At 55.9% G+C, this 25910-nt stretch carries 27 protein-coding genes; 4 read left to right on the top strand and 23 right to left on the bottom strand.

Annotation, left to right across the window (positions count from 1 at the left end):
* Nucleotides 1-39 precede the first annotated feature (39 nt).
* Nucleotides 40-309: an ArsR/SmtB family transcription factor gene (locus CIP100161_RS02080; protein ID WP_155871541.1), complete on the top strand. Its 270-nt coding sequence runs from the start codon at nucleotides 40-42 to the stop codon at nucleotides 307-309.
* Here CIP100161_RS02080 and ccsB read toward each other — a convergent pair.
* From ccsB to hemE, 8 genes are all read right to left on the bottom strand, one after another.
* Nucleotides 306-1205, bottom strand: a complete 900-nt coding sequence (gene ccsB, locus CIP100161_RS02075; RefSeq protein ID WP_155871539.1) for a c-type cytochrome biogenesis protein CcsB — start codon at nucleotides 1203-1205, stop codon at nucleotides 306-308. The genes CIP100161_RS02080 and ccsB overlap by 4 nt on opposite strands.
* 8 nt (nucleotides 1206-1213) lie before the next feature.
* Nucleotides 1214-2806: a cytochrome c biogenesis protein ResB gene (resB, locus tag CIP100161_RS02070; protein ID WP_155871537.1), complete on the bottom strand. Its 1593-nt coding sequence runs from the start codon at nucleotides 2804-2806 to the stop codon at nucleotides 1214-1216.
* Nucleotides 2807-2813: 7 nt separating this feature from the next.
* On the bottom strand, nucleotides 2814-3605 hold the full coding sequence (locus tag CIP100161_RS02065; RefSeq protein ID WP_155871535.1) for a cytochrome c biogenesis CcdA family protein: 792 nt from the start codon (nucleotides 3603-3605) through the stop codon (nucleotides 2814-2816).
* Nucleotides 3602-4162 (bottom strand): TlpA disulfide reductase family protein, encoded by a 561-nt coding sequence (locus CIP100161_RS02060; protein ID WP_155871533.1) that lies wholly within the window; start codon nucleotides 4160-4162, stop codon nucleotides 3602-3604. Before CIP100161_RS02060 ends, CIP100161_RS02065 begins: the two co-directional genes overlap by 4 nt.
* Complete coding sequence (locus CIP100161_RS02055) at nucleotides 4163-4771, bottom strand: histidine phosphatase family protein (protein ID WP_155871531.1); 609 nt, start codon at nucleotides 4769-4771, stop codon at nucleotides 4163-4165.
* Nucleotides 4768-6060, bottom strand: coding sequence for a glutamate-1-semialdehyde 2,1-aminomutase (hemL, locus tag CIP100161_RS02050; protein ID WP_155871529.1), 1293 nt, complete (start codon nucleotides 6058-6060; stop codon nucleotides 4768-4770). The genes CIP100161_RS02055 and hemL overlap by 4 nt, the downstream gene beginning before the upstream one ends.
* A gap of 163 nt (nucleotides 6061-6223) precedes the next feature.
* The gene (locus tag CIP100161_RS02045) at nucleotides 6224-7576 is read right to left on the bottom strand and encodes a protoporphyrinogen oxidase (RefSeq protein ID WP_155871527.1); all 1353 of its coding nucleotides are present in this window, start codon (nucleotides 7574-7576) and stop codon (nucleotides 6224-6226) included.
* 15 nt (nucleotides 7577-7591) lie between these two features.
* On the bottom strand, nucleotides 7592-8629 hold the full coding sequence (gene hemE, locus CIP100161_RS02040; protein WP_155871525.1) for a uroporphyrinogen decarboxylase: 1038 nt from the start codon (nucleotides 8627-8629) through the stop codon (nucleotides 7592-7594).
* A 67-nt stretch (nucleotides 8630-8696) separates the two neighbouring features.
* Here hemE and CIP100161_RS02035 point away from each other — a divergent pair, with 67 nt between their 5' ends.
* Nucleotides 8697-9815 (top strand): DUF418 domain-containing protein, encoded by a 1119-nt coding sequence (locus tag CIP100161_RS02035; RefSeq protein WP_155871523.1) that lies wholly within the window; start codon nucleotides 8697-8699, stop codon nucleotides 9813-9815.
* Here CIP100161_RS02035 and CIP100161_RS02030 read toward each other — a convergent pair.
* The 7 genes from CIP100161_RS02030 to CIP100161_RS02000 all read right to left on the bottom strand — a co-directional run bounded on the left by CIP100161_RS02030 (nucleotide 9793) and on the right by CIP100161_RS02000 (nucleotide 18067).
* Nucleotides 9793-12309, bottom strand: coding sequence for a heavy metal translocating P-type ATPase (locus CIP100161_RS02030; RefSeq protein ID WP_155871521.1), 2517 nt, complete (start codon nucleotides 12307-12309; stop codon nucleotides 9793-9795). The two genes, CIP100161_RS02035 and CIP100161_RS02030, sit on opposite strands and share 23 nt — an antisense overlap.
* Complete coding sequence (locus CIP100161_RS02025) at nucleotides 12302-12784, bottom strand: hypothetical protein (RefSeq protein WP_155871519.1); 483 nt, start codon at nucleotides 12782-12784, stop codon at nucleotides 12302-12304. Before CIP100161_RS02025 ends, CIP100161_RS02030 begins: the two co-directional genes overlap by 8 nt.
* Before the next feature lie 13 nt (nucleotides 12785-12797).
* On the bottom strand, nucleotides 12798-13790 hold the full coding sequence (hemB, locus tag CIP100161_RS02020) for a porphobilinogen synthase (protein WP_155871517.1): 993 nt from the start codon (nucleotides 13788-13790) through the stop codon (nucleotides 12798-12800).
* The gene (locus CIP100161_RS02015; protein ID WP_155871515.1) at nucleotides 13787-15457 is read right to left on the bottom strand and encodes a bifunctional uroporphyrinogen-III C-methyltransferase/uroporphyrinogen-III synthase; all 1671 of its coding nucleotides are present in this window, start codon (nucleotides 15455-15457) and stop codon (nucleotides 13787-13789) included. The genes hemB and CIP100161_RS02015 overlap by 4 nt, the downstream gene beginning before the upstream one ends.
* Nucleotides 15458-15517: 60 nt before the next feature.
* On the bottom strand, nucleotides 15518-16402 hold the full coding sequence (gene hemC, locus CIP100161_RS02010) for a hydroxymethylbilane synthase (RefSeq protein ID WP_155871513.1): 885 nt from the start codon (nucleotides 16400-16402) through the stop codon (nucleotides 15518-15520).
* The gene (locus tag CIP100161_RS02005; RefSeq protein WP_155871511.1) at nucleotides 16399-17715 is read right to left on the bottom strand and encodes a glutamyl-tRNA reductase; all 1317 of its coding nucleotides are present in this window, start codon (nucleotides 17713-17715) and stop codon (nucleotides 16399-16401) included. The genes hemC and CIP100161_RS02005 overlap by 4 nt, the downstream gene beginning before the upstream one ends.
* Nucleotides 17716-17830: 115 nt before the next feature.
* Complete coding sequence (locus tag CIP100161_RS02000) at nucleotides 17831-18067, bottom strand: glutaredoxin family protein (protein WP_155871509.1); 237 nt, start codon at nucleotides 18065-18067, stop codon at nucleotides 17831-17833.
* A gap of 71 nt (nucleotides 18068-18138) precedes the next feature.
* Between CIP100161_RS02000 and CIP100161_RS01995 the strand changes: the two genes are divergently transcribed.
* On the top strand, nucleotides 18139-19182 hold the full coding sequence (locus tag CIP100161_RS01995; RefSeq protein WP_155871507.1) for an HAD-IB family hydrolase: 1044 nt from the start codon (nucleotides 18139-18141) through the stop codon (nucleotides 19180-19182).
* Here CIP100161_RS01995 and CIP100161_RS01990 read toward each other — a convergent pair.
* From CIP100161_RS01990 to CIP100161_RS01965, 6 genes are all read right to left on the bottom strand, one after another.
* A complete protein-coding gene (locus CIP100161_RS01990; protein WP_155871505.1) occupies nucleotides 19148-19978 on the bottom strand; it encodes a thioredoxin domain-containing protein in 831 nt (276 codons plus the stop codon). The genes CIP100161_RS01995 and CIP100161_RS01990 overlap by 35 nt on opposite strands.
* Before the next feature lie 78 nt (nucleotides 19979-20056).
* A complete protein-coding gene (locus tag CIP100161_RS01985; protein WP_003402602.1) occupies nucleotides 20057-20158 on the bottom strand; it encodes a 30S ribosomal protein bS22 in 102 nt (33 codons plus the stop codon).
* Between the two features lie 164 nt (nucleotides 20159-20322).
* Nucleotides 20323-20514, bottom strand: a complete 192-nt coding sequence (locus tag CIP100161_RS01980; RefSeq protein WP_004566485.1) for a helix-turn-helix domain-containing protein — start codon at nucleotides 20512-20514, stop codon at nucleotides 20323-20325.
* Nucleotides 20515-20768: 254 nt separating this feature from the next.
* Nucleotides 20769-21572 carry a pyrroline-5-carboxylate reductase gene (gene proC, locus CIP100161_RS01975; RefSeq protein ID WP_174775769.1) on the bottom strand — a complete coding sequence of 268 codons (804 nt, stop codon included), beginning with the start codon at nucleotides 21570-21572 and terminating at the stop codon, nucleotides 20769-20771.
* A 42-nt stretch (nucleotides 21573-21614) separates the two neighbouring features.
* Nucleotides 21615-22238 (bottom strand): hypothetical protein, encoded by a 624-nt coding sequence (locus CIP100161_RS01970; RefSeq protein ID WP_155871501.1) that lies wholly within the window; start codon nucleotides 22236-22238, stop codon nucleotides 21615-21617.
* Between the two features lie 5 nt (nucleotides 22239-22243).
* The gene (locus CIP100161_RS01965) at nucleotides 22244-23200 is read right to left on the bottom strand and encodes a Ppx/GppA phosphatase family protein (protein ID WP_155871499.1); all 957 of its coding nucleotides are present in this window, start codon (nucleotides 23198-23200) and stop codon (nucleotides 22244-22246) included.
* A gap of 32 nt (nucleotides 23201-23232) precedes the next feature.
* On the opposite strand from CIP100161_RS01965, the gene CIP100161_RS01960 reads away from it, so the two are divergent.
* Entirely contained in the window at nucleotides 23233-24102 is an 870-nt protein-coding gene (locus tag CIP100161_RS01960) for a hypothetical protein (protein WP_155871497.1), read from the top strand.
* On the opposite strand, the gene CIP100161_RS01955 is transcribed toward CIP100161_RS01960, so the two are convergent.
* Nucleotides 24065-24745 carry a response regulator transcription factor gene (locus tag CIP100161_RS01955; protein WP_155871495.1) on the bottom strand — a complete coding sequence of 227 codons (681 nt, stop codon included), beginning with the start codon at nucleotides 24743-24745 and terminating at the stop codon, nucleotides 24065-24067. The genes CIP100161_RS01960 and CIP100161_RS01955 overlap by 38 nt on opposite strands.
* A complete protein-coding gene (locus tag CIP100161_RS01950; protein ID WP_155871493.1) occupies nucleotides 24745-25899 on the bottom strand; it encodes a sensor histidine kinase in 1155 nt (384 codons plus the stop codon). Before CIP100161_RS01950 ends, CIP100161_RS01955 begins: the two co-directional genes overlap by 1 nt.
* Nucleotides 25900-25910 lie beyond the last annotated feature (11 nt).

Here is a 25910-nt window from a genome sequence, read left to right as displayed (position 1 = left end):
CCGTTTTGCTTAGCCTAACCTTGCCTATATAGTTCATGTATGCAATCCGTTAAGGCGGCCGCCCTTTTTAAGGTGCTCTCAGATCCCACGCGCCTCCAACTGCTCTACTTGGTAGCAGAAAATCCCGAACGACTCTGCTGTGTCGACCTCTCAGAGGCGCTTGCCGTCTCGGCACCCACGGTCACGCACCACATGAAAAAACTCGCCGATGCCAACCTCGTCACCCGCCACAAACGTGGCAAATGGGCATACTACGAGATTGTCACCGACGAGTTTGCTCGCGTTCACGAACTCATCAGAACTCTTTAATTCAGACCAGCATAAGAGTGCAGACCAGACACCACAATGTTGATAAAGAACAGATTAAACACCATAACCACTAGCGCTACGATGTTGATCCACGCGGCCTTGGTGTCACGCCATCCAGCAGTCGCACGCGCATGCAGATAAGCCGCATACAAAATCCAGGTGATAAACGCGACGGTTTCCTTAGGGTCCCAACCCCAGAAACGCCCCCACGCGCTCTCCGCCCAAATAGCGCCCAAAACGATGCCTAAACCAAACATCGGCACGGTCACGATGGCAGTGCGATAAGCAATTGCATCCAACGTTTTAGCAGAAGGCAACGGCGATGTTAAAGCCGCGAGACGCTTATTCTTGCTCATACGCAACAGATACAGCAGAGACGCCACCCCAGAAAACAAACCAATCGACGCACCAATGGAAACCGTCGATACGTGAATTGGGAACCAGAACGACTGCAAAGCAGGAACCACTGGAGCGGAATCTGCATACAGCTTGGTGCCACCATAAAACAGTAAGGCCAACACTGGGGTAAGCACCCATGGCCACATAACCCGAAGCTCATGGCGCTGCAAGAAACCAGCAGCCACAGCAACAGCAAACGCACTGATCACCAAAATGTACTCATAGAGATTTCCAAAGGGGAAGCGGCTCGCCGACAAACCACGCAACACCACGGAAGCAATGTGGACGAAAACACCAAGCCACACAATCAGCTGCGTCATACCAGCGAACTTATCCGCTGATGCAGTGGAGGGCTCTAGGCCTTCACGCTGCTGATCGACGATTCCCTTAACCTTCATGTAGTACACGATGGATAGCACCAACGCGATGAAGTAAATAACGAAGCTCGATGCGAAAGCCATATCTGATAGCTGCGCAAGATTCGAGTTGACGTTCATAGCACCTCTTATCTCCCTAGTTCCGGATCACAATACTCTGGATCCGGCAATCCGAGAATTTTACGGTGAATTCGGTCATATTCTTCACCCCAACCCGCACGGTCAGTACGCGCCAAGCCACCCGTTTCAATTTGGGTAACCGATGGGCTTACTGGGCGCAAACGCACCCAGATACGACGTCGCTTGATCACCAAGGAACCAGCAAGCGAGCCCAAAGTGATGATTGCGAACAAAAGCGTCCATATCTGTGTGGGATCATGGCTGATCTGATAATTCGCAAATTCCTCAGCACCCTCAAATGTCACGACAGTGCCATCATCAAGCGTGACCGACTCCCCCTTTGTGAGGTTAACCCTCTCCAGTCGCTGCAACTGGCCAGAATGCACAAGTGACGTATCCAACTTGAAAAGGTTCTGGCCCTTACCGGTATCGAGACCATTGTCGCCACGGTAGACGTCGATAGCAACGGCAGGATCCGTCATCGCAGGGAATCGCGACGTCAACAACTCGTGGTTCTTGCCCTCCCACGAAGCAGTCGGCGCGAAAAGGCCCTGAATAGCGAGCTGGTGCTGGCGACGATCATAAACCGAGTCATACATGCCAGCAGGCGGATCAAAACGCATCACGCCATCAGACAAGAAGAACGTCGGATCCGTCGGCTGCCACTGCACCGTCTGCGTGCGCGTTTCGCCATTAGGCCACTTAATGCTAAACGTCGGCGCATAGCCATGGCCCTGCAAATACACACGGTCACCAGCAATACGCAGCGGATGGTTCACACGCAGCGAATAGTCATCCCACGTGGAAACATCATCGAAAATCCGATCACCCTGCGCATACGACACGTTCGAGCTAAACATCTTAGCTTGACCATTCGGCAAATAATCAGCCGTAAAATCATGTGCCACAAAACAAAACGGATTCAGCCCAGTGCCGTCGAAAACCGGCCCGGCGCGGAAGGAATCATAGTTAGCGGTAGCTGTGTTGCAGAACTCAGTGCTCTTTTCGTCGCCGGTAACAATGATGACCTGTCCCTCATAGGAGAACATCTTGCCCACAGCGATCGCAGCCAACATTCCCACCAAGCCGAGGTGGAAGGTCAGGTTGAAAAACTCGCGCAAGTAGCCGCGCTCAGCAGAAAAAGAAACTGCACCAGCGCGGTCCTGGTCGGCGGAATACTCCGCTACGTGCCAGCCTTTGAAGTGGCTGCGGATGTCGATTTCATCGATAGGCTTATCGACGCTCCCCACCCCGTGCATTGGCAAACGATCCAAGTTCTTAGGTGCTCGGACCGGCTGCGCCTTCATGGCTTTGTAGTGATCCCACGACCGCGGGATAATACAGCCGATAAGCGAGAGAAACAGCAGACCGAAAATTGCGTTGAACCACGTGGAGCTGAAAACGTCGAAAAGCTGAAGCTTGTCGTAGATCTCAGCGATCTTGCCATTGTTTTGAATGTACTCAATAACTTTTGACTCATTGAGCGACCGCTGGGGCAACAATGCACCCGGGATCGCAGCAACCGCCAAAATGAATAACAGGGCAAGGGCCGTACGCATACTGGTCAGCCAATGCCAAGCCTTTTTTAAATAACGCACCATGATTCCTTTAGATCAACGTGGCACCGTATTCGACGGTCCATTGACGTACCCAGTTAATAAAATGAGCCCACTGTCCAGACACCAACGCCAGTCCCACCAGCACCAACGCGCAACCGCCGATGATCTGGATTGTGCGGGAATACTTGCGCAACCCCACCATCACGCGCGCAGAACCCAACGCAACGATCAGGAAGGGAACGCCTAAGCCCACGCAATAACCAATAATGAGCAGCACACCCCGCAACGCGGTCATGCCCTCTGTACCTGCGGAAACAGAGATAATTGCGGCGAGCGTAGGCCCCAAACACGGGGTCCAGCCCAACGCGAAAACTCCACCGAGAAGTGGGGCACCAAGGATCGTCGACCACCGACGAGGCGCAAAACGGCGTTCCTCCTGCAGCATCGGAACCGCACCCATAAACACAAGACCCATCACAATAGTGACCACACCACCAATACGCATCAGCGTGTCAGCGTTGAGAGTCAATGCACTAATGGCACCAAAAACAGTGGCGGTACCCAAGGTGAATACCACTGTGAACCCGAGGATGAACAGCAACGCGGCACCCACAACACGCCACCGACGAGTGCGCACTCGAGGGCCGGTCTCGCTGAGCTCGACTTCTGCGCCTACTACGCCCGCAAGATAGGACATGTAGCCGGGGACTAGCGGGATGACGCAGGGGCTGGCAAAGGAAACGAATCCCGCCAATGCAGCGGCCAAAATACCTAAAAGGAGAGGACCAGAGGAAGCGACATCTGCGACGCTTTCCCCTAGTCCACTAGCGAGAATAGTCATGAGAGAGAATCAATAACCTTGATCAGATCCTGGGCAGTTACTTCACGGAGAAACACTGCCGCCGGGCGGTGCTGTTTATCCAAAACGATAGTAGTAGGCACTACAGAAGCAGGCACGCCACCGAGCTGAGCTGCTGTTTTAAACGGTGGATCGTAGATGCTGGGGTAGGTGATGCCGTTGTCTTTGACAAAGTCCTGAGCAATGTTCTTGCTGTAATCGCGCACGTTGATGCCCATAACAGTGCCCTTGTCTCCCAGATACTCGTGTACTTCTTGGAGATCATCCGACTCGCTACGGCACGGAGCACACCACTGACCCCACGCGTTGAGCACCACGATCTTGTCCTTGTAATCGGCCAAGGATACGGAATCGGTAGAAAGGCCCTCGCCACGGATCTCACTCACAGGGGCACGATCGCCCTCGTCATAAAAGATTTCCGTCTTGCCACCAGGCGAATGGAACTGGAACGTTCCGCCCACAGCCACCGCGTCTTGGCCCGCCGAACCACACGCAGAAAGCAGCATGGCAGAAGCGAGAACGCACACGAGTTTTTTCATCTAAATCTCCTGCGCTGGTTCGGTATAGATGTAGTCGACAACATCGCGGCCGCGGAACACCAACGAACTAACACTCGCCAGATCACACTGACGAACTGCTGGGTTATGAGCCAAGGACTTGCCCTGTACGTGGCGCTGAACGCACACGATCGGCAACTGGTGGCTCACAATGATCGCCTCGTGGCCTTCGGCCTCCTCGCGGATGTCCCAAATCGCATCCATCATGCGCTCCGCAATGTCCTCATAGTGCTCGCCCCAGCTCGGCAGCAACGGGTTGACCATGAGCGGCCAGCGTACTGGGTTCCACAATTGAGAGCGCACACCTTTGACATGCAGGCCCTCGAATTGGTTGCCGGCCTCCAACAGGCGGTCGTCGATACGCACATCGAGGTCCAAAGTTTCCGCGAATGGCTGCGCGGTTTCTCGGGCACGCTCCAAAGGAGACGAGTACAACGCCACCACGTCATGGCCAGCGAATGACGCCGCCGTGCGCGCCGCCATGCTGCGGCCACGAGAGGACAAGTGATAATCAGGAATCCGTCCATACAAAATACGCTCAGGATTATGGACCTCTCCGTGGCGGACGAGGTGAACAATAGTTGTTGTCATTTTGCCTTTCCTGCGGCTTGAGCTGCGGGGCGAAGCGCCTTTTCGATCTTCTCAAAATCATCGTCGGTCAACGCCGCAGAGACAAACCACGTCTCAAAAACACTAGGTGAAGCATAAATTCCGTTATCCAACAACGCATGGAAGAACGCAGGGAAACGGAACGTATCCGCAGCCTTCATGTCATCAAAGTTGTGGCCCTCGCCCTCAGCGAAACGAACCGACAACATCGTGGCAGCACGCTGGATATGGTGCGCAACACCCTCACGATCCAAAGCCTCATGCAACAACCCAGCCAAGCGGTCCGCATGAGCACGCACCGTGTCATACACCTCAGGGGTGGCAAGCTCCAACGACTTCATACCAGCTGCCATCGCCACTGGGTTACCCGACAACGTACCCGCCTGGTACACCGGACCCTCAGGGGCAAGGTAGCGCATAATGTCCGCACGGCCACCAAAAGCAGCAGCCGGAAGACCACCCGAAATCACCTTGCCAAACGTGGTGAGGTCACCGGCAACGCCATCAACGCCATACCATCCGTTATAAGAGGTACGGAAGCCCGTCATTACCTCGTCCAAGATCAACAGCGCGCCATGCTCATGTGCTACCTCTTTGAGCTTGGCATTGAAGTTATCCTGCGGTGCCACCGTACCCATGTTTCCGGCAGCGGCCTCGGCAATCACACAAGCGATCTGATCAGGGTGCGCCTCAAAAGCAGCGCGCACTGCCTCAATGTCGTTATAAGGAACCACGATGGTATCGGCAGCCGACGCACCAGTCACACCAGGGGAGTCTGGCAGCGCGAACGTGGCAACGCCCGAACCCGCAGAAGCCAACAACGCATCCACATGGCCGTGGTAGCAGCCATCAAATTTGATGATCTTCGGACGGCCAGTAAAACCACGAGCCAACCGCACCGCCGACATCGTCGCCTCCGTACCGGAATTGACCATGCGCACTTCCTCCACAGAAGTACGGTCCACGATCATCTCAGCGATCTTGACCTCAGCCTCCGTCGGAGCACCGAAAGACAAACCGTTCATTGCGGCTTTCTGCACAGCCTCGACGATCTCCGGATGCGCATTGCCCAACAACATGGGGCCCCACGAACAGACCAAATCGACGTACTCGTTGCCGTCTACGTCGTAAAGCTTGGAGCCCTTCGCCGACTGAATGAAGCGGGCGTGGCCGCCCACCGAGCCGAAAGCGCGCACAGGGGAATTCACACCACCGGGAGTAAACTGCCGAGCGCGCGCGAAAAGTTCCTGAGATCGTTGCGTAGAAGTCATGCCGACCATTCTACTGTCTATCATGGGGCTACATGAAGATCACATTTATTGAAACCGGACGCATGGGCACCGAACTGGCCCTCCATTTACTCGACCACGACCTCACCGTCTGAAATAGAACCCCCGACGCCGGCACCCTAGGTCCACACGGGATGAAGATTTCTCAGTGATCTTCCAGTAGCTTTGCTACCTTAGTTGCGGAATCAATCACCGCAGGAACACCAACGCCATCGGCCCATGCACCGGTGGCATAAACGCCCTCCGGCAATGCCTCCTTAATAGCCGCCACAAGATCGCTATGCCCTGGGCCATACACCGGCAAGCCACCAAACCAGCGCTGCACATAGATTTCCGACAGCCCAGCAGCACGGCCATCAAAACCAGTGATGGTCTGAAGATCATCCAAGGCGGTATCCACCAGCAGGTCTTCGTCGGCACGCGCAATGGCATCGTTACCAAACCGGCCAAACGATGCACGCACCAACGCGCCACCACGCTGACCCAAATGCGGCCACTTCTTAGAAGAAAATGTAAACGCCTTCGCAGTGACCTCCGCATCCGTAGCAACCAAAATGCCCGAATTATCCGGCAGCCCCTCCGCAGAATCGAACTTCATGCCCACCACCGCAGAGCTCGCCAACTTGATGTTCTTCAACAACGCCGAAGCCTCCGGAGCCACAGACTTCAACAACATCGCCGCCGTCGGAGCCGGAACCGCCACAATCACCTTGTCAAAGGTTCCCTCAGCACCCGTCAGCGTGAATCCGTCTTTCCACTGAATGCCAGTAATAAAAGCATCAATGTGGATCTTCGCACCCGACTTCTCCGCCAGCGCCTCATACAGTTCCGCGTAACCACCAGGGAAAGCCGCAAACACACTCGGCTTATAACCCCGAGCCTTATTACGCTTCTCACGATCAGCCATAATCGACTGCACCGCAGCAGTAATCGTGACCGGCTTACCCTCTTCCTTCAGCCGATCCAACGCACGCGCCAACTGCGGAACCGTATCGCGCAATGAAAGATCATCAGAAGTAGAGGAATACACGCCACCCTGCAACGCAGACACCACGTGATCAACAAGGTCATCGCCAAAACGCTCACGCAAGACCTCCCCCAGAGTCACCTCCTGAGGCCAGTCCATGGAATCAGATTCGGCGTCGATACGCGCGGCAGTCTCCGCACTCACCAACTTCTCCAAACCCTTCGACGACCCCGGAATCCCCATCACCGTATTCATCGGCATCGGATGCAACTCACCATTGACATACAACAACGATGGCAACCCCGAAGGCGACACAACCTCAAGACCCAACTCCTTGAAAAAGGCCGTTGTGTCCTCACGAAACGCCAAATACGCCTCCGCGCCCATATCCGTAGGACCAGACTGAAAAGCAACCGTATGCAGCTTTCCACCAATACGGTCAGTGGCCTCGAAAACCGAAACATCATGGTCACGAAGACGATACGCCGCAGTCAAACCCGCAAGACCCGCACCAATGATCGCAATACGCACGTTGAAAGTCCTTCTCTAGAAAGTATGGATGATCTCGACAGCACGAGTAATCGCATCAGGATCAGTATTCGGCAAAACGCCATGTCCAAGATTAAAAATATGGCCAGTCGCATGACCCGCCGCAATCGCACGATCCGCCTCGGCACAAATACGAGCGATCTCACGACGCATAACATCCTCACCAGCAAACAAAATAGCCGGATCCAAATTACCCTGCAGCACCTTAGGCGACACCATCCGCTGCGCAGCCACATCAAGCGGCACCCGCCAATCGACGCCCACCACTTCACTGCCAGCCTCACTCATCGCCGTGAGCAGCTCCCCCGTGCCCACGCCAAAGTGAATCCGAGGAACATCGCCAACCTGCGCAAGGATCTCCGTAGAATACGGCAGCACAAACTCACGGTAATCCCGCTCAGTCAAGAAGCCAGCCCACGAATCAAACAACTGCATAGCCTGCACACCGGCATCAATCTGCGTACGTAAGAACTGCACAATAGTAGGAACCAAACGCTGCATCAGCAGATGCCACGACTCAGGGTCCTGGTGCATCAGCGACTTCGTCTTTTCGTGATTCTTACTCGGCCCACCTTCAACCAAGTAGCTCGCCAGCGTAAAAGGCGCACCGGCAAAACCAATCAGCGTCTGCGCGTCGTTCAGCTCCTCGCGAATGATGCCAATACCTTCGGCTACCTCCTGAACGTCGTGGTCCAGAATGGGCAAGTTCTCAATATCTTGGCGAGTAAGCAACGGATGATCCATGACCGGGCCACGGCCAGGGACGATCTCTACACGAACACCTGCAGCTTTAAGCGGCACCACAATGTCAGAGAACAAAATCGCAGCATCCACATCGTGGCGTCGCACCGGCTGCAACGTGATTTCCGCCAGCATGTCGGGGCGGAAGCAACTGTCCAACATGCTGACCCCCTCACGAATCTCACGGTACTCGGGCAAGGAACGTCCAGCCTGGCGCATGAACCAAACGGGGCGGCGGTGCGGAGTCACACCCGCCGCGGCGTCAAGAATAGGATTGGGCATGCTCCCCATCATGCCCAACTTTTGGATGATATAAAAGCAAGGCGTACCTACTTTAGATGGATGCTTTAGTATCTAACCCATGGATCAAAAACGACCCCGCATGATGGCCCCCGACGTGGCCCGCGGCCTCGCGCTCCTTGGTATCGCCATGGCGAACATCCCCTCAGCGTGGATGGGCGTAGGCATTTTCGGACCAGTAAACTCCACACTCGATAAAATCGCCGTGCTGTTCTCCGCGATGTTCGTCCATAACCGTGGGCTACCCATGTTCTCCACGCTGCTCGGATTCGGCGTCGGTTTGATTACCATCAGCATGATCCGCAAACACTTCAGTTTGTCCCAAGCCCGCGGTGCGCTGATCAAACGCTACCTGTTTCTCACCATGTTCGGCGTGATCCACTGCCTCCTGCTCTTCTTTGGCGACATCATGACTTTCTACGGCCTTGCTGCCGTCCTCATCGCCACCATGCTGCCGCTCAAAGACACAACCATTCGACTGATCGCCTACATTCTGTTCGGTCTTACGGGTATCTTCGCAGCCCTCCTGCTGGCATTCCCCACCGCAGCACAAATCTTAACCAGCGATGCAGGCATGGCATCCGAGACAGCCCTGCAATACTACGGCACAAACGCAGCTGTACTTATTTCAGGCCTCGTCATGTTCCCGCTCCAAGCAATGCTCTATCTGCCTATCATGCTCATCGGCTACAGCTGGGCTAGGCGCGGCGTGCTAGCAGACGTCCACCAACACCGCACCGAGCTCTACATTTGGTCCGGTATCGCAATCGCCATCATTATCGGAATCGGCATTCCATGGGGTCTTACCCAAGCGGATACCTTCACAGTCCTCAACTTCTCTATCGGACAGCTCTCTGGTCCAGGCGTTTTGGCCATCTGCGCGCTGAGCGTCGACAAGATCAAACCATCATGGCTGACCCCCTTTGCGGCCCTGGGTAAGCGTTCTATGAGTGGTTACCTCATGCAGTCAATCCTGTGCTACCCACTATTCTTAGGCTTCACATTGGGAATTAGGGCATCGGCGGCCGGCATTCTTACCTACGCCTTCGGTATATGGCTGGTCACGCTGCTGCTGGCCTGCCTACTAGAAAAGAAAAACCTGCGAGGTCCATTCGAATGGCTCCACCGCAGGCTGTCATACGGACCAACGCTTCAGCTTACAAATTCCTCGTCCACGTAGAACGCACCTCAATCACGATAGTCGCACCCAACATAAACAGGCTTGCGATCATCGGGTGCAACACCCCAGAAATAGCGGCAACAATCGCCGCCACGTTATATACCCACGCAAAACCCAAGTTTGAGCGAATACGACGATTGAGTCGGCGCGCAAAGGTGAACAAGCGTGGGATAGGCGCAACATCATTTTTGAGCATGATGACATTAGCAACGGGGTGCTCAATAGCCGCCGAACTCTTCGACATCGCGTCAATCAAAATACCCACATTGGCTACGCGGAAACAATCATTAATCGAGTCGTCGCCCACCACCGCAATCGTGGCGCCGTGGTTACGCACAGAACGAACGGTCTGCGGCTTTTGACCAGGCTGAATGCCAGCCAACACGTGAGAAACACCCACGCTATCGCCGTATCGACGCGCCACCGGATAGGTATCACGGCTCAGCATCATCGTCTCGATGCCTTGGGCTTCCAGATCATCCACCGCGTCCACGGCATCATCTTTAACCGCATTAAACAAGGTAATCACACCGCGATCCTTGTTCTTCCAGCGCACCACCAACGGAGAACTGCCCGACTCTGCCGCAGCAGCAAGACGCCCATCGAGTGCCGATAGGCTTCGGGGACGCCACAGCACTGCTTCCACGGAACGCGTCTCATCACCAACAGGAAGTTCCACAAAGCCGCGGAAACTACCTTCCTCATCGATTTCCGAATGCGTGACATCAATCCAGCCGGGGATTGAATCATCCGTCGACGCATCGCGCGCTTCACGAGCCGCACGCACCAGCGCCCGCGATACGGGATGGTCGCTTTCCATAGCCAACGCACCTGCCACACGCAGCACCAAGTCAGGATTTTCGCCGCGATCAGCCGTAACCTTTTCCACCGCCATGCCAGACTTGGACAGTGCACCCACACGGTTGAAAATTACTGTGTCAACCGTATCGATCACACGAAGCGTCTCACCACTTTGGATCAGCACCCCCTGACGGGCAGCGTCTTCAATAGACTTACGCATAGCAAGCGACGCGGAGGTAGCAAGTGCCACAGGAGACACACAACCTAGCACCGCCAGCGCAGTAGCAAACGCCTGATTGAGGTTATTAGTAATCAACGCCCACAGCGCGAAATCCGTTGCCGCAATAACAAAAGAAACAGGCACAAGCATCGATGCCGCCCTCGTTGCCACCGCATCCGCATGGTTTTGGTGCACACTTGCTTGCGACACCCACCGCGTAATGCCCGCAAACCACGTGCGGTGACCCGTTTGCAACACACGGATCTTCAACGGATTAGAACCATTGAGGCAACCGGCATAAACGTGATCGTTCACCTTGACTTTTAACCGGCCGATTCCCAAAGCAGTGCCATCGATAGCTGAGGCGCCACCGACAACATAGCCATCAGCAGGGATTAACGCATACGGCGCAATGAGGATGTCGTCACCCACATTGAGCTTTTGGATCGCAACTTCTTCCTTGCGAACCTCACCCGTCTTACGATTCTTACCCACCACCATCACCGTCGACGATGGATTCGGTCGGTATCGCTTCAAATCTTCCAACAGGTCCGAACGCGCACGACGCACCAAGATCCGGCCAGCCAACAAGATCACGGTCATGCCGCAAGCAACATCGAAAAACAGCGCACCAGAAACAAACTTCGTGGGGTCAATCGCAATCCACTTCGGCTGCGCACGATAAGTAGGATCGCCCACCGAAGAAAACAGCATCATCACAATAGACCAGCCCCACGCCATTAAAATAGCAACAGAAGACGCACTATCAAGAGCCGACATGCCCCGGCGCGCACCACCGATCGTTGCCCGGTGGAACGGCCATGCACCATAAAGCACCACAGGAAGCGAAAGGGCTGCCAGCGCCCACTGCCAGTAGTCAAACTGTAGTTCGCGCGAAAAACTTACCGCCAACACTGGAATCGTGCAGGCGATAGAGATAAACAGGCGCGCTTTGGTCATCAGCGAACGCGCAGTAAACAACACCTCTGTGGTTTCTACCACCCGTGTTGTTTCTTCGCGCTTGTGCAGAAATCCTTCGCGGCGGGCAATTTCAAAGCGGCGAGATTCTTCGTCGACACGCGAGCCAAAGCGTCGAGCGCGAGCACGACGATACCGGCCCTCCTCCACGTCCGTCCATGCCAATCGACGACGCAACGAGGAATCCGTCAACGTAGCTCTCACACCATGCTGCTGAAACGCCTCCACGATGAGCGTGGGATCCAAGGTGCGGCTGGCACTAACCCACGCCATCGCCGACGGGTAAACAATCTTGGCGTCCACACCGCCGATGTGCTCGATCGCCTCTTCCAGCTCCGATACCGAAGAGGCACTGCCTAGGCCCTCCAGTTCGAAGGCGAAAGAGGTACGGCCTTCCTTCGACTGAACCGCAGCGAAAGTTTCGGTATCAATGCCCGCTTTTTGCGCAGCGGTTTTGGCCTCCTGGATGGCGTCGTCAAGCGGCGAATCAGTCACGGACCACACCCCACTCCAGCGATTCCTTCTTCTGCGCAAAAATCAAACCAATGATCGCCGCCACGCCACAGGCGATAGATAAACAACCATCGGCCAAGAACCAGCCCTGCGGAATGGACAACGATGTAGGAACGATCGCAAACACCGTGATCACGCTGATCCCCAAGTAGAGGGACACAAACGTCATCGTCTTACGACACAGCTGCGCAAACCGCCCACCCTGGCGAAACGCAGCCACAAACCACGCAAACAATCCAAGGAACCCAAGCAAAAACAGCACCGACATAACAACGCCTACCGACGCCGCCACCTCTGGCACCGCCTGCCCATTCATCCGCTTTTCCAATTCCGCCATCAACTGACCACGGTTAAAAAATGCAATAACGCCACCAATAATCTGATGTACCGCGTTAATCGCCAACGCTGTCCACCACGATGCGGCGGCCCAACGCACGGCCTCGGGTTGAGTTGTCACTCGACGTGCTCCCTTAAAGTTTTCGTGCTGCTTCTACAGCAAAGTATGTCAGGATTTGATCCGCACCGGCACGTTTAATAGAAATCAACGACTCCATCATCACCCGGTCCAGATCCAACCAGCCGTTCGCAGCAGCCGCATGCAACATCGCATACTCACCAGAAACCTGGTAAGCCGCCACCGGAACCGACGAGGTAGACGCTACCTCGGCAAGGACATCTAAGTACGGCATAGCAGGCTTGACCATCACAAAGTCTGCGCCTTCCTCGATGTCTAGATCGACTTCGAGGATCGACTCACGGAAATTAGCGGGATCCTGCTGGTAGGCACGGCGATCGCCTTGTAAAGAGGAGCCCACTGCGTCACGGAAAGGACCATAAAATGCCGACGCATACTTAGCGGAATACGCCATAATGGCAACATCGTGGAAACCTGCGGCGTCAAGAGCCTCGCGGATAGCTAAAATCTGGCCATCCATCATGCCCGATGGGCTCACAATATGGGCGCCGGCCTCGGCCTGAGCGACCGCCATCTTCTGATACAACTCAACCGTTGGATCGTTATCCACGATGGTGGCGCCAAAGCGATCCGTGGTCACAATGCCGCAATGCCCATGATCGGTGAACTCGTCAAGGCAAGTATCCGCCATGATGAGCACCTGATCGCCGAACTCCTTACGAAGAGCGCGCACGCCACGGTTCAAAATGCCCTCGGGATCCCATGCTTGTGAACCAGTGGCATCTTTATCGGAATCCAGTGGTACGCCGAAAAGGTCCACACAGCGAATACCCACCGAGATCGCCTCACGGACAGCCTCTATAAGGGATTCCATGGTGTGCTGGTACACACCTGGCATCGACTCAATCTCCCGAGGCTCATCAATGCCGTCGGCAATAAACATCGGCAAAATAAGATCAGCCGGACGCAGCGTGGTTTCCGCAACGAATTCACGCATCACCGGAGTCGAACGCAACCGACGAGGACGACGAATAAGATCTAGATTCATACAGCACCTTCCTTAGATTTGCGACGGGCCCGACGCTTCTTACGCGGCGGCGGCAACTCACCCGCAGCACGTAGACCCTCCACGTGCTGCGCGAGCGCATCCACAAGGGCAGGAACGTTGGCCACCTCGGGGATGACGTCGACACGCAGCCCTTGCTTCTCTGCTTCCGCGGCGGTCATCGGCCCAATACACGCAATGATCGTGCGCGCATGCGGCTTACCCGCAATACCCACCAAATTGCGCACCGTCGACGCAGAGGTAAAACACACCGCATCAAAATCGCCAGACTTAATCATGTCGCGGACTTCCGCACTCGGTGGCGCGGCACGCACCGTACGATACGCCACCACATCATCAACTTCCCAGCCAAGGTTGATCAAACCATCAACTAGCACGTCAGTGGCAATATCAGCCCGCGGCAACAACACCCGGCCTACCGGGTCCAAGCCCTCCACATAATTAGGGAAAACCGACACCATACCTGCAGCATTATGCTCTTTACGTGGCGGAATCAGCTCAGGAGTAATGCCAAACTCACGAATCGCCGCCGCAGTCTTAGCCCCCACCGCAGCGATATGCACCCCCGCGAACGCGCGAGAATCCAAACCAAACGACACGATCTTCTCACGCACCGCTTTAACAGCATTCACGCTGGTAAACACCACCCACTGGTAGCGTCCCTCCACAATGCCCTTAATCGCACGCTCCAACTGCGCCGGATTACGCGGCGGCTCCACAGAAATAGTGGGAACCTCTTGGGCAATAGCACCATAAGCGGCGATTCGGCTGCTCATCGGACCAGCTTGGTCCTTCGCACGAGGAACCAACACCCGCCAGCCAAACAACGCGCGGCTTTCCCACCACGAGAACGTGCTGCGATCCGATACACCCACTGTGACCACAAGGGTGCCGTCTAGCTCCTGTTTGACCAGCGACTTCATAGTTTTAAGCGTCACGTCAAAGCTACGCTGCAAACGCGTCGTGCCATTCATCGTCACCGTCACCGGAGTGCTCGCCGGCAGTTTGCGATCCTTCAGCTCCGTAGCGATAGTCAGCAAGTCGTCTTTACTCGCCTGCAAAATCAACGGCAACGGAGCGGTTGCCAACTGATCCCAGTTAGTATCCTCACTCACCGTGGTCTTGGTATAAGAATCACCCAACGTGATTCCCGCGAAAGCAGGAACCGCAGCCGGCAACGACATACCTGGCACAATCTGGAAATCCGCACCCACCTGGGTAACAGCCGTAATCTCATCTAACGCGCGGGAGTCCGCCAACGGATTACCCTGCACTAGGCGGATCACATCGCCGTCGTCTAGCAAAGGCAACAGCACCGCCATCACTTCATCGACGCTCGCCTCAGCGGACACCTCAGTGATCTCCGCGGCGGTGGGGGCGTCGGGACGCGGAGGCTTACGACGCTTCGCAGCCGCACACATGCGCTCATACTCGGCCTCAGCTGCATCAAGCTTGGCCTGCGGCACCTCAAGATGCTCAGCAATAACTGCACGGATACCTACGCCAACAGTGGAATCCACCACCGCATTGGCTGTGGAGCCCAGCACCTCGCGGGCTCGAACCGTCAAAAGATCTGGGTTGCCGGGACCGGCGCCGACGAAGATGACACGTCCTCGCGTTGAGTGCTCGGGCTTCATGATTAATCGCATTTCTAGGCATGCTGCCGATAGAAGGAAACTAAAACCATAACCATAATTGAAGTTACGGAATTATCCCAAGATGGTCGCAGCACCATCAGCAATAAGCGCACGCGTGAGCTCCTCAGCCAACGCAACGCTATCAGCTACTGGACCAGACAACTCACGACGAATCACCTTCGACCCATCCAAAGCAATCACCGCTGCAGTCAGTGTGAGTGTGCCGTCGACAAGCGTTGCATGCGCAGCCACCGGAGCCGTACAACCCGCCTCGAGGCGATTAAGAACCACGCGCTCGGCGACAGCACACGCCTGTGCATGCTCGTCACAAATAGAATCGATAGCCTCACGGGCATAAGCGTCATCTGCCCGACACTCCACCGCCAACGCACCCTGAGCCGGAGCCGGCAAGAAATCCTGCGGATCGAAGACCTGCGTAGCCTCATCCCCACGCCCCACGCGGGTAAGACCTGCATAAGCCAACACCACAGCGTCGAGTTCACCGCTTGTTACCTTGCCCATGCGGGTATCAATGTTGCCACGCAATGGCACACACTCAACATCAGGGCGTAGCGCCTTGATCTGCGAAATACGACGCGGAGCACCCGTACCAATCAACGCGCCAGCAGGAAGATCTGCCAAGGTCAAGCCATCACGGGCGATCAAACAATCACGGAAATCGGCACGCTTGGGCACCACCAAATGAAACCGTGGATCCAACTCGGTAGGAAGATCCTTAAACGAATGCACCGCAATATCGCAGCCACCCGTGTACAGCTCCTCGCGCAGGGCTTGAGTAAATACGCCAACGCCGATGCGCTCCACAGGGGCCATGTTCACATCGCCATGGGTGGTCACAATCACCAGTTCCGCCTCATAAGGGAGCAGGTCATCGCGAACATGACCCGACTGCGTGGTGGCCAGCAGGCTTCCTCGGGTGCCGATCTTCAACGTCATCGCTTGTTAATCCTTTCCGGCAGTTCATCCACATTCACAGCAACAGGTGTCGCCTCAACTGCTAACCCAAAGAGCTCTTGGATAGCCGTGTCATACGACACCGTGCCTGATTGCGCCGCCAATTCTTTGACTCGAACCGTCGGCTGATGCAGCAGCTTATCCACCACGCGGCGAACAGTGCGCTGCACCTCTGAGAAGTCGTCTTCATCCATACTTGGCACGCGGGTAGACAACCGCGCCAATTCCGAGTCGATCAGACTAGAAGCGTGGCGTCGCAACGCCGCAACCGCGGGTGCAACATCCCGAATCCGCTGCGCAGACGTGTAGGCCTCTAGTTCTTCGGCCACAATGCGCTGCGCCGCGTGATCCTTCGCCTCCCCAGAAGCAGCCACATCGCGAAGCTTTTCAATGTTGACCAAGCGCACACCAGGAACCTCGACGACATCGTCGCAAATATCACGGGGCAAGGAAAGATCGATCATCATAAGATCGCCATGATCTGCGGGAATATTCGCAGCCTCAATCGTGAAGGTATTTGCTCCTGTGGCAGACACCACCACGTCGACGTCGCACAGCACGTCCATGCGGCGCTCAAACTCAATAGCGGTAGCCGCAACCCCCGCCTCCACGGCATGATCCGCAAGGCGCTGAGCACGCTCGAACGTGCGGTTAGCAACCGTGATGTGCTCAATGCCAAGTCGGCCCAAATGCGTAGCCGCCAACGACGCCATCGCACCAGCGCCAAGAACCAGCGCACGACGGCCCGAAAAATTACTCGCAGACATCTGCGCCAAAGCCTCATCGCAGGCAAACGACACCATCGACGCGCCAGCGTCATCAATATCTGTTTCCGTGTGCACGCGCTTACCCGTATGCAACGACGCCTGCACCAAACCGTGCAGTGCAGGACCAACGGTGCCCGCCTCAGTCGCGCTGTGGTAGGCGGTACGAACCTGGCCGATGATCTGCTGCTCCCCGACCACCATGGAATCCAAACCAGAAGTGACTTCCATCATGTGCTCAGCTGCCGCATCCGCGTAGCGCACATACAGGTAGCCGCGTAGCTCCTCCATGTCCACGCCACTCATGTTATGGAGTACTTCCACCACATCGTTCACACCAGTGTGAAAGCTCGACGTCATGGCATAGACTTCAAGCCGATTACAGGTGGATACGATCATCGCCTCGGCCAGAGATGGGCGCGCCACCAAGTCGGAAACGGTGTTTGTCCGCACCCCATCGTCCATGCTGAGCTTTTCTAGAAGTGCAACGGGTGCCGACCTATGCGACATACCCACCACTAGAACACTCACGCGCTCACCTTTCCGCTCGCTTACCTCACCACAATATCAACCATAAGAATGATTGACCATTAAACACTCTGGCCTACAGTGACCAAAGGCACAACAAAGCCTTGGCTAACTACCGCTATTGAGCCAGCTCCGCAGCCAATTCCTCATTATCCACTTCCCAACAAGAAAATTCCTCATCGTCGATCACCACCACCGGCACCCGATCACCAAACTCCGAGGCCAGCGCAGAATCCGAATCCACATCGACGATCACAAGCTCCACACCAGCAGCAGCCACCACCGGGCGTATCTGAGCCGCTACCCGCGCACACGAACCGCACGTACTGCGCACCATCAACTCAACCTTGTGCATATCCACCTCTTCACAGTTATCACCACTACGATGGTGAGAAGAATACCCCCTAGAAAGGCGTGAACGGCACTGTGAGTCAGTCCATCCCAGAACCCCACTGGCACCAGACCCCCCAAGAATTCTTGGCCAGCTGGTCCACTTCACGTGGCAACCTACGCCGATTCTTCGAGGAACACGCCCTTCCGCCTATCGACGCCCGCACGCAGCGCGAAGCCGGCGAAGCCGCCGCCGAACTCGCCGCCAGCGAGCTCTTTGGCATCAAGCTCGACGAATACACCTCCGGCCTCGATTCGGTATCCGGCTCCTTTGAGGCAGCCGGCGCTCAGCACGTCACAACAGCCAACCCAGAAATCCCCCAAGACATTGGAGCAGCCGCGTTCTTTGACATCGACAACACGTTGATCCAGGGATCGTCACTCGTTGTTTTTGCCATGGGGTTGGCTAAGAAAAAGTACTTTAAGCTCAGCGAAATCCTGCCAGTGGCGTGGAAACAGATCAAGTTTCGGGTCACAGGCAACGAAAACGCTAACGACGTCGCCGAAGGCCGCCAGCAAGCCCTCGAGTTTATTAAAGGTCGCCGCGTAGATGAGCTCGTTGCCCTGTGCGAGGAGATCGTTGATAACAACATGAGCGAAAAACTCTGGCCCGGCACCAAACAACTCGCCGATCAACACATTGCCGACGGCCAACAAGTATGGCTCGTCAGTGCCACCCCCGTGCAGCTAGCCCAAGCTTTGGCCAAGCGACTCGGATTTACCGGCGCACTCGGCACCGTCGCCGAGGTAAAAGACGGCGTGTTTACCGGCCGCCTCGTCGGCGACATCCTGCACGGGCCCGGCAAACTCCACGCCGTGGCCGCGCTCGCAACCATCGAACGCCTAGATCTAAGCCGCTGCACCGCCTACTCGGATTCCATCAACGACGTCCCCATGCTGTCGATGGTAGGAACCGCTGTGGCCATTAACCCCGATCGCCCCCTAGCAAAAGTGGCCAAGCAACACGGCTGGGCAGTACGCGACTACCGCAGCCTGCGCAAGGCTATTCGCACGTTCGGTATCCCCGCCCTCGTCACCGCCGCCTTTAGTTTTGGTGGGTGGAAGGCGTGGAGAAGGTAGGAGACTTCTTCAACTCCGACTCAATCACCTTAATAAATTCCTCCGTAGGCTGGGCACCAGAAATATACTGCGTGCCCACCACAAATGCCGGAGTACCGCTCACACCCAATCCGTGGGCGTAATCAGCAGCCTTGGCCAAAACCTCGTCGTAGGTGGAATCTTGTGCCTCACGGGAAAAACGAGCCATGTCTTTCACGCCAGCCTTGCGCGCAAAGTCCTCAAAATTCTTCAAAGAGTTATTCGGGTGGCCATTTACGTTACGCGAAGCCTCAAACAGGGACTTGCGGAATTCATCAAACTTGCCTTGCGCGGCAGCGGCACGCCCAGCCTTCGCCGCAGCCAACGCGTGCTCGCCGTTGATTGGAAGATCATTCCATTCGATACGCACCAAGCCCTTGGACACGTACTCTTCGATCAGCGTTGGCTCGGTCTGGTTAGACCAGCGGGCACAGAAGGGGCACTCAAAGTCAGAGAACTCCGTAATCACCAGTGGCGCATCCACAGCACCCACAGCAAAGGGATCCTTCGCGTTACGACGATGCACATTGAGAATGTCATCGGCAGACTTAAGCTCTTTAGCAGGGCCAAAGATAGTCGCATCAAAGGAACCGTCGGCAAGCGGCGTGGGGCCATCGAGGCCCTTCGTGCCAGGTGTTGCATTAGCCGCCGTTTTTTCGGCCTGGGTACCTGCCGACTTATTGCCGAGCATATACGCACCTCCCGCCACCACAATCAAAACAACAATGGCGAGAATCGCAATAAGGCTGCGACGCGCTGACTTCTGCATGAAGTACATCCTTTCCTAAACGCTCTTCGCAGAATACAAAACCGCCCAAGGAAATAACATTCCTTGGGCGGAAAAGAGCCAAGAGGCTTACTTACCGAGCTTTCTACGCTGAACACGGGTGCGGCGCAGCAGCTTGCGGTGCTTCTTCTTGGACATGCGCTTACGGCGCTTCTTGATGACAGAACCCATAACGGTTTCCCTCGCTTCATAGATTGGTGTACGTACTTCCCTGTCAGAAGCCCCACGGTCTTTCGCGCGGCCGAAGTGCACATCCGCCCGCAGGTTGGGGCTCGATTCTGACACGAATGCTACCAAGCATACCGAGCGCCCCACTACTGGCCAAAATCAACACCTTAACCCACGTTGTAGTAGGAGGAATCGAGGTACTCATTCACAGCTTTCTCGTGCACACGGAAACTACGTCCCACACGAACTGCTGGCAGTTCACCGGAGTGAACCAAGCGGTACACGGTCATTTTAGAAACGCGCATGATCTCCGCAACCTCAGCAACTGTGAGGAATGAGCCATTATCTTCTCTAGCCATATTTACCTAACCCTTCAGCAAGTCGCGCGCTGCAGGCTTCCCCTCCCGCAGAACGATCACGCACGTGCTCGAATCAGCTTAGCGTGAATCATGTGACAGGTGCGACCCAACGAGACACTCTGGATAAAGTTAATCAACTCTAATCACATGCGTCCCGCCGACATCATCTAAAAACCACAGGCCACAGGGGTTTGCTGGAAAACAACACAATGCAACCTTCAAGTAGAGGTTAAAGAAAGAGGGGTACATGCCCCCTAACCCAAAGAACTGTTGCGTGTCGCCGCAGCAGTCGCTGCACGATAGACCGCCGCACGCAAACCACTTTCTTCAAACTCGCGAATAGCAGCGATCGTAGTACCGCCAGGCGAGCTCACATTCGCACGCAATACCGCCGGCTCCTCGCCCGTTTGCTCCAGCATCGTGGCAGCACCGGCAAAGGAAGAAACAGCCAAGTTTTTCGCCTTATCGCGGGGCAGGCCAAGGAACACACCGGCGTCGATAAGCGCCTCGACCATCAAAAAGAGATACGCAGGAGAAGAACCCGACAACGCCACCACGGCATCCATACTCGATTCCTCGATTATCTCCACGCTTCCCACAGCCTCCAACAGCTGCGTTAACGACGCCACCGTGTCCGCATCGGCATAGCGGCCAGGGGCCACCACAGACATGCCTTTACCCACCAACATAGGAGTATTAGGCATCACACGGATAACAGGGGAACCTGCGGCAAGGCTCTCCTCGATCATGGCATTAGTCACGCCAGCGGCCATCGAGACAATAGTGGTACTGGTGTTGTTATCTACAACGTCGGCGATTTCTTCCACAACCGAAATGACCTGCTGCGGCTTCACGCACAAAAACACCATGTCTACGTCGTCAACAGCGGCAACATTCTCTAGGAAGGTCAATACGCCATAGCGTTCCTTGAGCTCCTGAGCACGCTCAGCGTTGCGATTAGTCACATGAATATCTTTTGGACTCATGCCACTAGCCACTAGGCCCGAAATCAGGGCCTCACCGATCTTGCCGCCACCAATTACTGCGATTGAAGTCATGGCGAACACTCTGCCACGAAGCACTCACAGGGGGCAACCAGTTTAGGAAACCAGCATTGGCACAAAAGTAACCGCTACGCCGGCACAACCAGCCCACACCATGCTGCGACGATCACTTTCCGTGCGCAGAACATGAGCAACTGTGATCATGGCAGCAATAACCGCCAACGCCAACAGTCCGACAACCTTGCGGGAGTAGTTGGCCCACAGGTAGCCAAAGCCAAGGAAGATTCCCACGCCAACGATGATGCCAACCAAAGCAAGACCTACAACACTGGCAACGGAAACCGGTTCCTCTTCTTCCCAGTATTCTTCCTCGTCGTCGGCTTCTTCCTCAACGATTTCTTCGGGTTCCTCTTCCAACTCAACAGCCGGAATTTCCGCCTGTACAGCAGGGAAGCTATCGGTGGTCAACCGCACCGGGTCGCCCTCATCAACCACGCTGAGCACGATGGTCTCCTCGGTGCTTGGCGTATCAATGGGCTCATTGGAGTGCTTCGGCTCAGCTGGCTTTGCCTTAACCTTGGGGATATTCCCCGTCAGCTCAGCGACTGAAACACCGCCTTCCTCAAGGTTACGGCGGCGACGACGTGGAGTTTCGGAGGTTGCGTCAGCTTTGCCGGAACGTGCCAGCAGTTCCGCAACGGTGAGTTGTTTCTCGCTCATGTCTCCTACTCATCTCCTTTTGAGGTTTCTTCTGGCACAATACCCTGTTCCGTGCGTCGAAGTATGACTCCCTCGCGCAAAGCCCACGGACAAATCTGTAACCGCTCAATGTTAAGCGCACGCATAGCCGCCTCGGCAACCAACGCGCCGGCAACAATCTGATGCGAACGATCTGAGCTTACCCCCTCCAACTCCGCACGATCCGCAGCGGTCATACGAGAAATAAATGCAATCAGCTGCCTCAGCCCCGGCGCGGTCAGATCACGCGTAACAAAAGGTCCTGCCGACGACGGCGCCGATCCCGTCAATCGAGCGAGTGTACGAAATGTTTTCGAGGTTCCCACCGCGAGGCGCGCGGGGCCATAAGTGTTGACTTGCTGGGCGACGTCGACAAGCTCGGCGTCGATAAAATCGCGTAGGACGTTGATTTTCTTCCGCGCCGGCGGATCGGTATCAAACCATTGATGGGTCAACCGAGCGGCTCCCAAGTCGAGGGAAAACGCAGTATCGGGCTCTTCATCCATACCGGTCGAAATTTCTAATGAGCCACCGCCGATGTCCAAGTTGGTGATCCGGCCGGCAGACCAGCCATACCAACGACGCACCGCAAGGAAGGTCAGACGAGCCTCATCCTTGCCGGAGAGGACCTCGAGGCGCACCCCCGTCTCGCGTTCCACTTGGGCGAGAACAGCTTCCGAATTGGTTGCCGATCGCACTGCGGAGGTGGCAAAAGACATCAGTTCATCGCAGCCCAAACGCTGCGCCAGTTCTGCGGCCTCCCCGACCGCCGACACCAGCTTGCGTACCCCCGTTTCGGTGATAGCCCCCGAGGCGTCAAGGTACTCCACCAGCTTCAAAGTGGTCTTCCAATCGCTCATCGGGGCGGGGCGACCACCTTGAGTCGCGTTCACCGCCACAAGATGAACCGTGTTACTACCAACGTCCAATACACCTAATCTCACGTCACTTAGGTTAGACGGTATAGCCTAAACACGTGAAGTATCTCGGTTTTCCTGCCATGTCCCCCGCTGCCGCATCTATTCGCCGCAACGACGAGCTTCCCCCCGATTTCCCACGTCAATGGTATGAATTTACTAACCCGGAGGACCCTCTCCACCAGTTTTCCATCGATTTAACGTGGGTGGAGTCCTCCTACCGGTGCGCGTTTGGCACTTCGGCGTGCCACGGGATTGATGCCGAGCAGCCGACCGTGGGGTGTTGTGTGCATGGGGCGTTTCTTTCCGATGAGGAAGACCGCGATCAGCTTTATGCCGCCGTGGAAAAAATGCCGGCACGCTATTGGGAGCTACGCCCTGCAGGGGTCGACGCCTACCTCGCCGACCCCGATCCCACGCAGATTGAGCCGTGGTTGGTGTGGGACGAACTCGATGACGAGGAGGGAAACCCCGAACCGGCGCTGAAGACCACGCTTGTCGACGGCGCCTGCATCTTTGCCAACCGCAAAAACCCAGGGTGCGCGATCCACCAATGGGCTCTTGACGCAGGCGAGGATCTCACCGTGGTCAAACCTGAGGTGTGTTGGCAACTGCCGCTTCGTCGCCTAGAAGCCTACGAGGAACGCGCCGATGGCGTAGAGATCCTGCGCACCACCATCACCGAATATGATCGCCGCGGTTGGGGTAATGGTGGCGAGGACTTTGATTGGTATTGCACCACCGACCCCCACTGCCACACGTCTGATAAGCCCATGTGGATCACCCATGAGGTGGAGCTGCGGGCACTAATGGGAGATGCCTCCTACGAAGTTCTCGCACAACACTGCGCGGCGCGCCAAAAAGCGGGCATCCCGCTAGCGCCGCATCCAGCTAGTCTTCGTACTTGTAGCCCAGACCGCGCACAGTAATGACGTGGTGTGGCGCTGAGGGCTCTGGTTCGATCTTGGATCGTAGGCGTTTAATGTGCACATCCAAGGTTTTGGTGTCGCCTACGTAGTCGGCACCCCAGACACGGTCGATGAGCTGGCCGCGGGTGAGCACGCGCCCCGAGTTGCGCATGAGGTATTCCAACAGGTCGAATTCTTTTAGCGGCATGGAGATCTCCTCACCGTCGACGGTGACGGTGTGGCGTTCCACGTCCATATGGATTCGGCCACTGCCAAGAATCTCATCCGATTCTTCTACCGTTTCCCCGCCACGACGCAGCACGGCACGGATTCGGGCGATCAGTTCGCGGGAAGAATACGGTTTAGTCACGTAGTCGTCGGCACCGAGTTCTAGGCCAACAACTTTGTCGATCTCCGAATCCCGTGCCGTCACCATGATCACTGGCACGGAGGAAACTGCCCGCAGGCGCTTGCACACATCCGTACCCGGCATGCCAGGAAGCATGAGGTCGAGCAGCACAATATCAATGGCGTTGCGTTCAAACTCCACCAAGGCGCTGGGGCCATCACCGGCGATTACTACGTCAAAGCCTTCCTTGCGCAACAAGAACGCGAGGGGATCGGCTAGCGATTCTTCGTCTTCAACCAACAAGATAGAGGTCATCAGTTCTTATCCTTTCGGCGACCCGTGTCAGTTTCATGATAGATCGGAAGCTCGATCGTAAACGTCGAACCGGTCCCAGGACGCGACCACAACGTGACATCACCGCCGTGATTGGCTGCCACATGTTTGACGATCGCAAGCCCCAACCCAGTGCCGCCTGTAGAACGCGACCGTGCTTTATCTACGCGGAAGAAGCGCTCAAACACTCGATTTTGATTCTCCACAGAGATACCAATGCCGTTATCGATTACTCGAATAAGAACACGGCCATCCCGCGAAATTTTCGTCGCCACCGAAATGGGCATTCCCTGTGGCGAATAATTAATAGCGTTGCTAATCAAGTTAGACACCGCCGTGACCAGCAGCGTCATATCCCCCATCACCATCGCATTGCATGGCTTGCCACGGTTGAGCTCAATGCCCGCGGTATCGGCAGCCAACACATTACGTGCCAGTGCCTCGTCGATCACGCGATCCACACTCACCGGCTCCAGATCTGGCAATGCCTCAGCACCTTGGAGCTTAGACAATGAGATGAGCTCGTTAATCATATCGGCGAGGCGATGAGCTTCTTTGTACAGGCGGTTACCAAAGTATTCCACCTGCTCTTGATCATCAGAGGCCTCAGTGATAGCCTCCGCCAACAACGCCATGCCACCCACAGGGGTTTTCAGCTCATGGGACACGTTAGCTACAAAGTCACGGCGTGCCGCTTCCATGCGCTGGTTTTCCGACTCATCCGTGCTGTAAATGACCACATAGCGGTCGTCGACAAGCGTGAGCGGTTTGACCACCGCACGCACCGAGGTGATGCGATTACGCCGCTCGTCGATCACCAGCTCAATCGCATGAGTCTCTTGATCTTTATATGCCTCTTGCGCAAGCTCCCAAATATCCGGATTAAGCGTGCGCTCATGCACAATTCCCATCTCATGGGAACGCACATTAGACAATAAAACTGCCCCCGTTGCGTCGATCACTGCCATGCCCGTAGGCGAGCCCTGCACCGTCAAATGCAGCATCTGGCTCACAGTGGTGACCTTATTGTCCCCCTTTTTCGCCGTGCGATAACTACGGCCGCGCACCCATTTCAACGCAGGTAGGGCGAGGCCCGAAAGGACCACGCCCAACACAAATGCGATAACGACGTACACGTGCCTCGCTA

It is taken from the genome of Corynebacterium rouxii (genome assembly GCF_902702935.1).
Lineage (GTDB): Bacteria > Actinomycetota > Actinomycetes > Mycobacteriales > Mycobacteriaceae > Corynebacterium > Corynebacterium rouxii.
The sequence above is the reverse complement of the archived record's forward strand: the minus strand, read 5'-3'. Positions and strand labels throughout refer to the sequence as shown.

What these genes read in the sequence shown, in the direction of transcription:
- CIP100161_RS01955 (WP_155871495.1), bottom strand. Translation starts at nt 24,745, where the DNA reads ATGACCTCTATCTTGTTGGTTGAAGACGAAGAATCGCTAGCCGATCCC.
- CIP100161_RS01985 (WP_003402602.1), bottom strand. Translation starts at nt 20,158, where the DNA reads ATGGGTTCTGTCATCAAGAAGCGCCGTAAGCGCATGTCCAAGAAGAAG.
- CIP100161_RS01990 (WP_155871505.1), bottom strand. Translation starts at nt 19,978, where the DNA reads ATGTACTTCATGCAGAAGTCAGCGCGTCGCAGCCTTATTGCGATTCTC.
- hemL (WP_155871529.1), bottom strand. Translation starts at nt 6,060, where the DNA reads ATGACTTCTACGCAACGATCTCAGGAACTTTTCGCGCGCGCTCGGCAG.
- resB (WP_155871537.1), bottom strand. Translation starts at nt 2,806, where the DNA reads ATGGTGCGTTATTTAAAAAAGGCTTGGCATTGGCTGACCAGTATGCGT.
- CIP100161_RS01980 (WP_004566485.1), bottom strand. Translation starts at nt 20,514, where the DNA reads ATGGCTAGAGAAGATAATGGCTCATTCCTCACAGTTGCTGAGGTTGCG.
- CIP100161_RS02080 (WP_155871541.1), top strand. Translation starts at nt 40, where the DNA reads ATGCAATCCGTTAAGGCGGCCGCCCTTTTTAAGGTGCTCTCAGATCCC.
- CIP100161_RS02060 (WP_155871533.1), bottom strand. Translation starts at nt 4,162, where the DNA reads ATGAAAAAACTCGTGTGCGTTCTCGCTTCTGCCATGCTGCTTTCTGCG.
- ccsB (WP_155871539.1), bottom strand. Translation starts at nt 1,205, where the DNA reads ATGAACGTCAACTCGAATCTTGCGCAGCTATCAGATATGGCTTTCGCA.
- CIP100161_RS02055 (WP_155871531.1), bottom strand. Translation starts at nt 4,771, where the DNA reads ATGACAACAACTATTGTTCACCTCGTCCGCCACGGAGAGGTCCATAAT.
- hemE (WP_155871525.1), bottom strand. Translation starts at nt 8,629, where the DNA reads ATGATGGGGAGCATGCCCAATCCTATTCTTGACGCCGCGGCGGGTGTG.
- CIP100161_RS01970 (WP_155871501.1), bottom strand. Translation starts at nt 22,238, where the DNA reads ATGAGCGAGAAACAACTCACCGTTGCGGAACTGCTGGCACGTTCCGGC.
- hemC (WP_155871513.1), bottom strand. Translation starts at nt 16,402, where the DNA reads ATGACGTTGAAGATCGGCACCCGAGGAAGCCTGCTGGCCACCACGCAG.
- CIP100161_RS02000 (WP_155871509.1), bottom strand. Translation starts at nt 18,067, where the DNA reads ATGCACAAGGTTGAGTTGATGGTGCGCAGTACGTGCGGTTCGTGTGCG.
- hemB (WP_155871517.1), bottom strand. Translation starts at nt 13,790, where the DNA reads ATGAATCTAGATCTTATTCGTCGTCCTCGTCGGTTGCGTTCGACTCCG.
- CIP100161_RS02015 (WP_155871515.1), bottom strand. Translation starts at nt 15,457, where the DNA reads ATGCGATTAATCATGAAGCCCGAGCACTCAACGCGAGGACGTGTCATC.
- CIP100161_RS02035 (WP_155871523.1), top strand. Translation starts at nt 8,697, where the DNA reads ATGGATCAAAAACGACCCCGCATGATGGCCCCCGACGTGGCCCGCGGC.
- proC (WP_174775769.1), bottom strand. Translation starts at nt 21,572, where the DNA reads ATGACTTCAATCGCAGTAATTGGTGGCGGCAAGATCGGTGAGGCCCTG.
- CIP100161_RS02065 (WP_155871535.1), bottom strand. Translation starts at nt 3,605, where the DNA reads ATGACTATTCTCGCTAGTGGACTAGGGGAAAGCGTCGCAGATGTCGCT.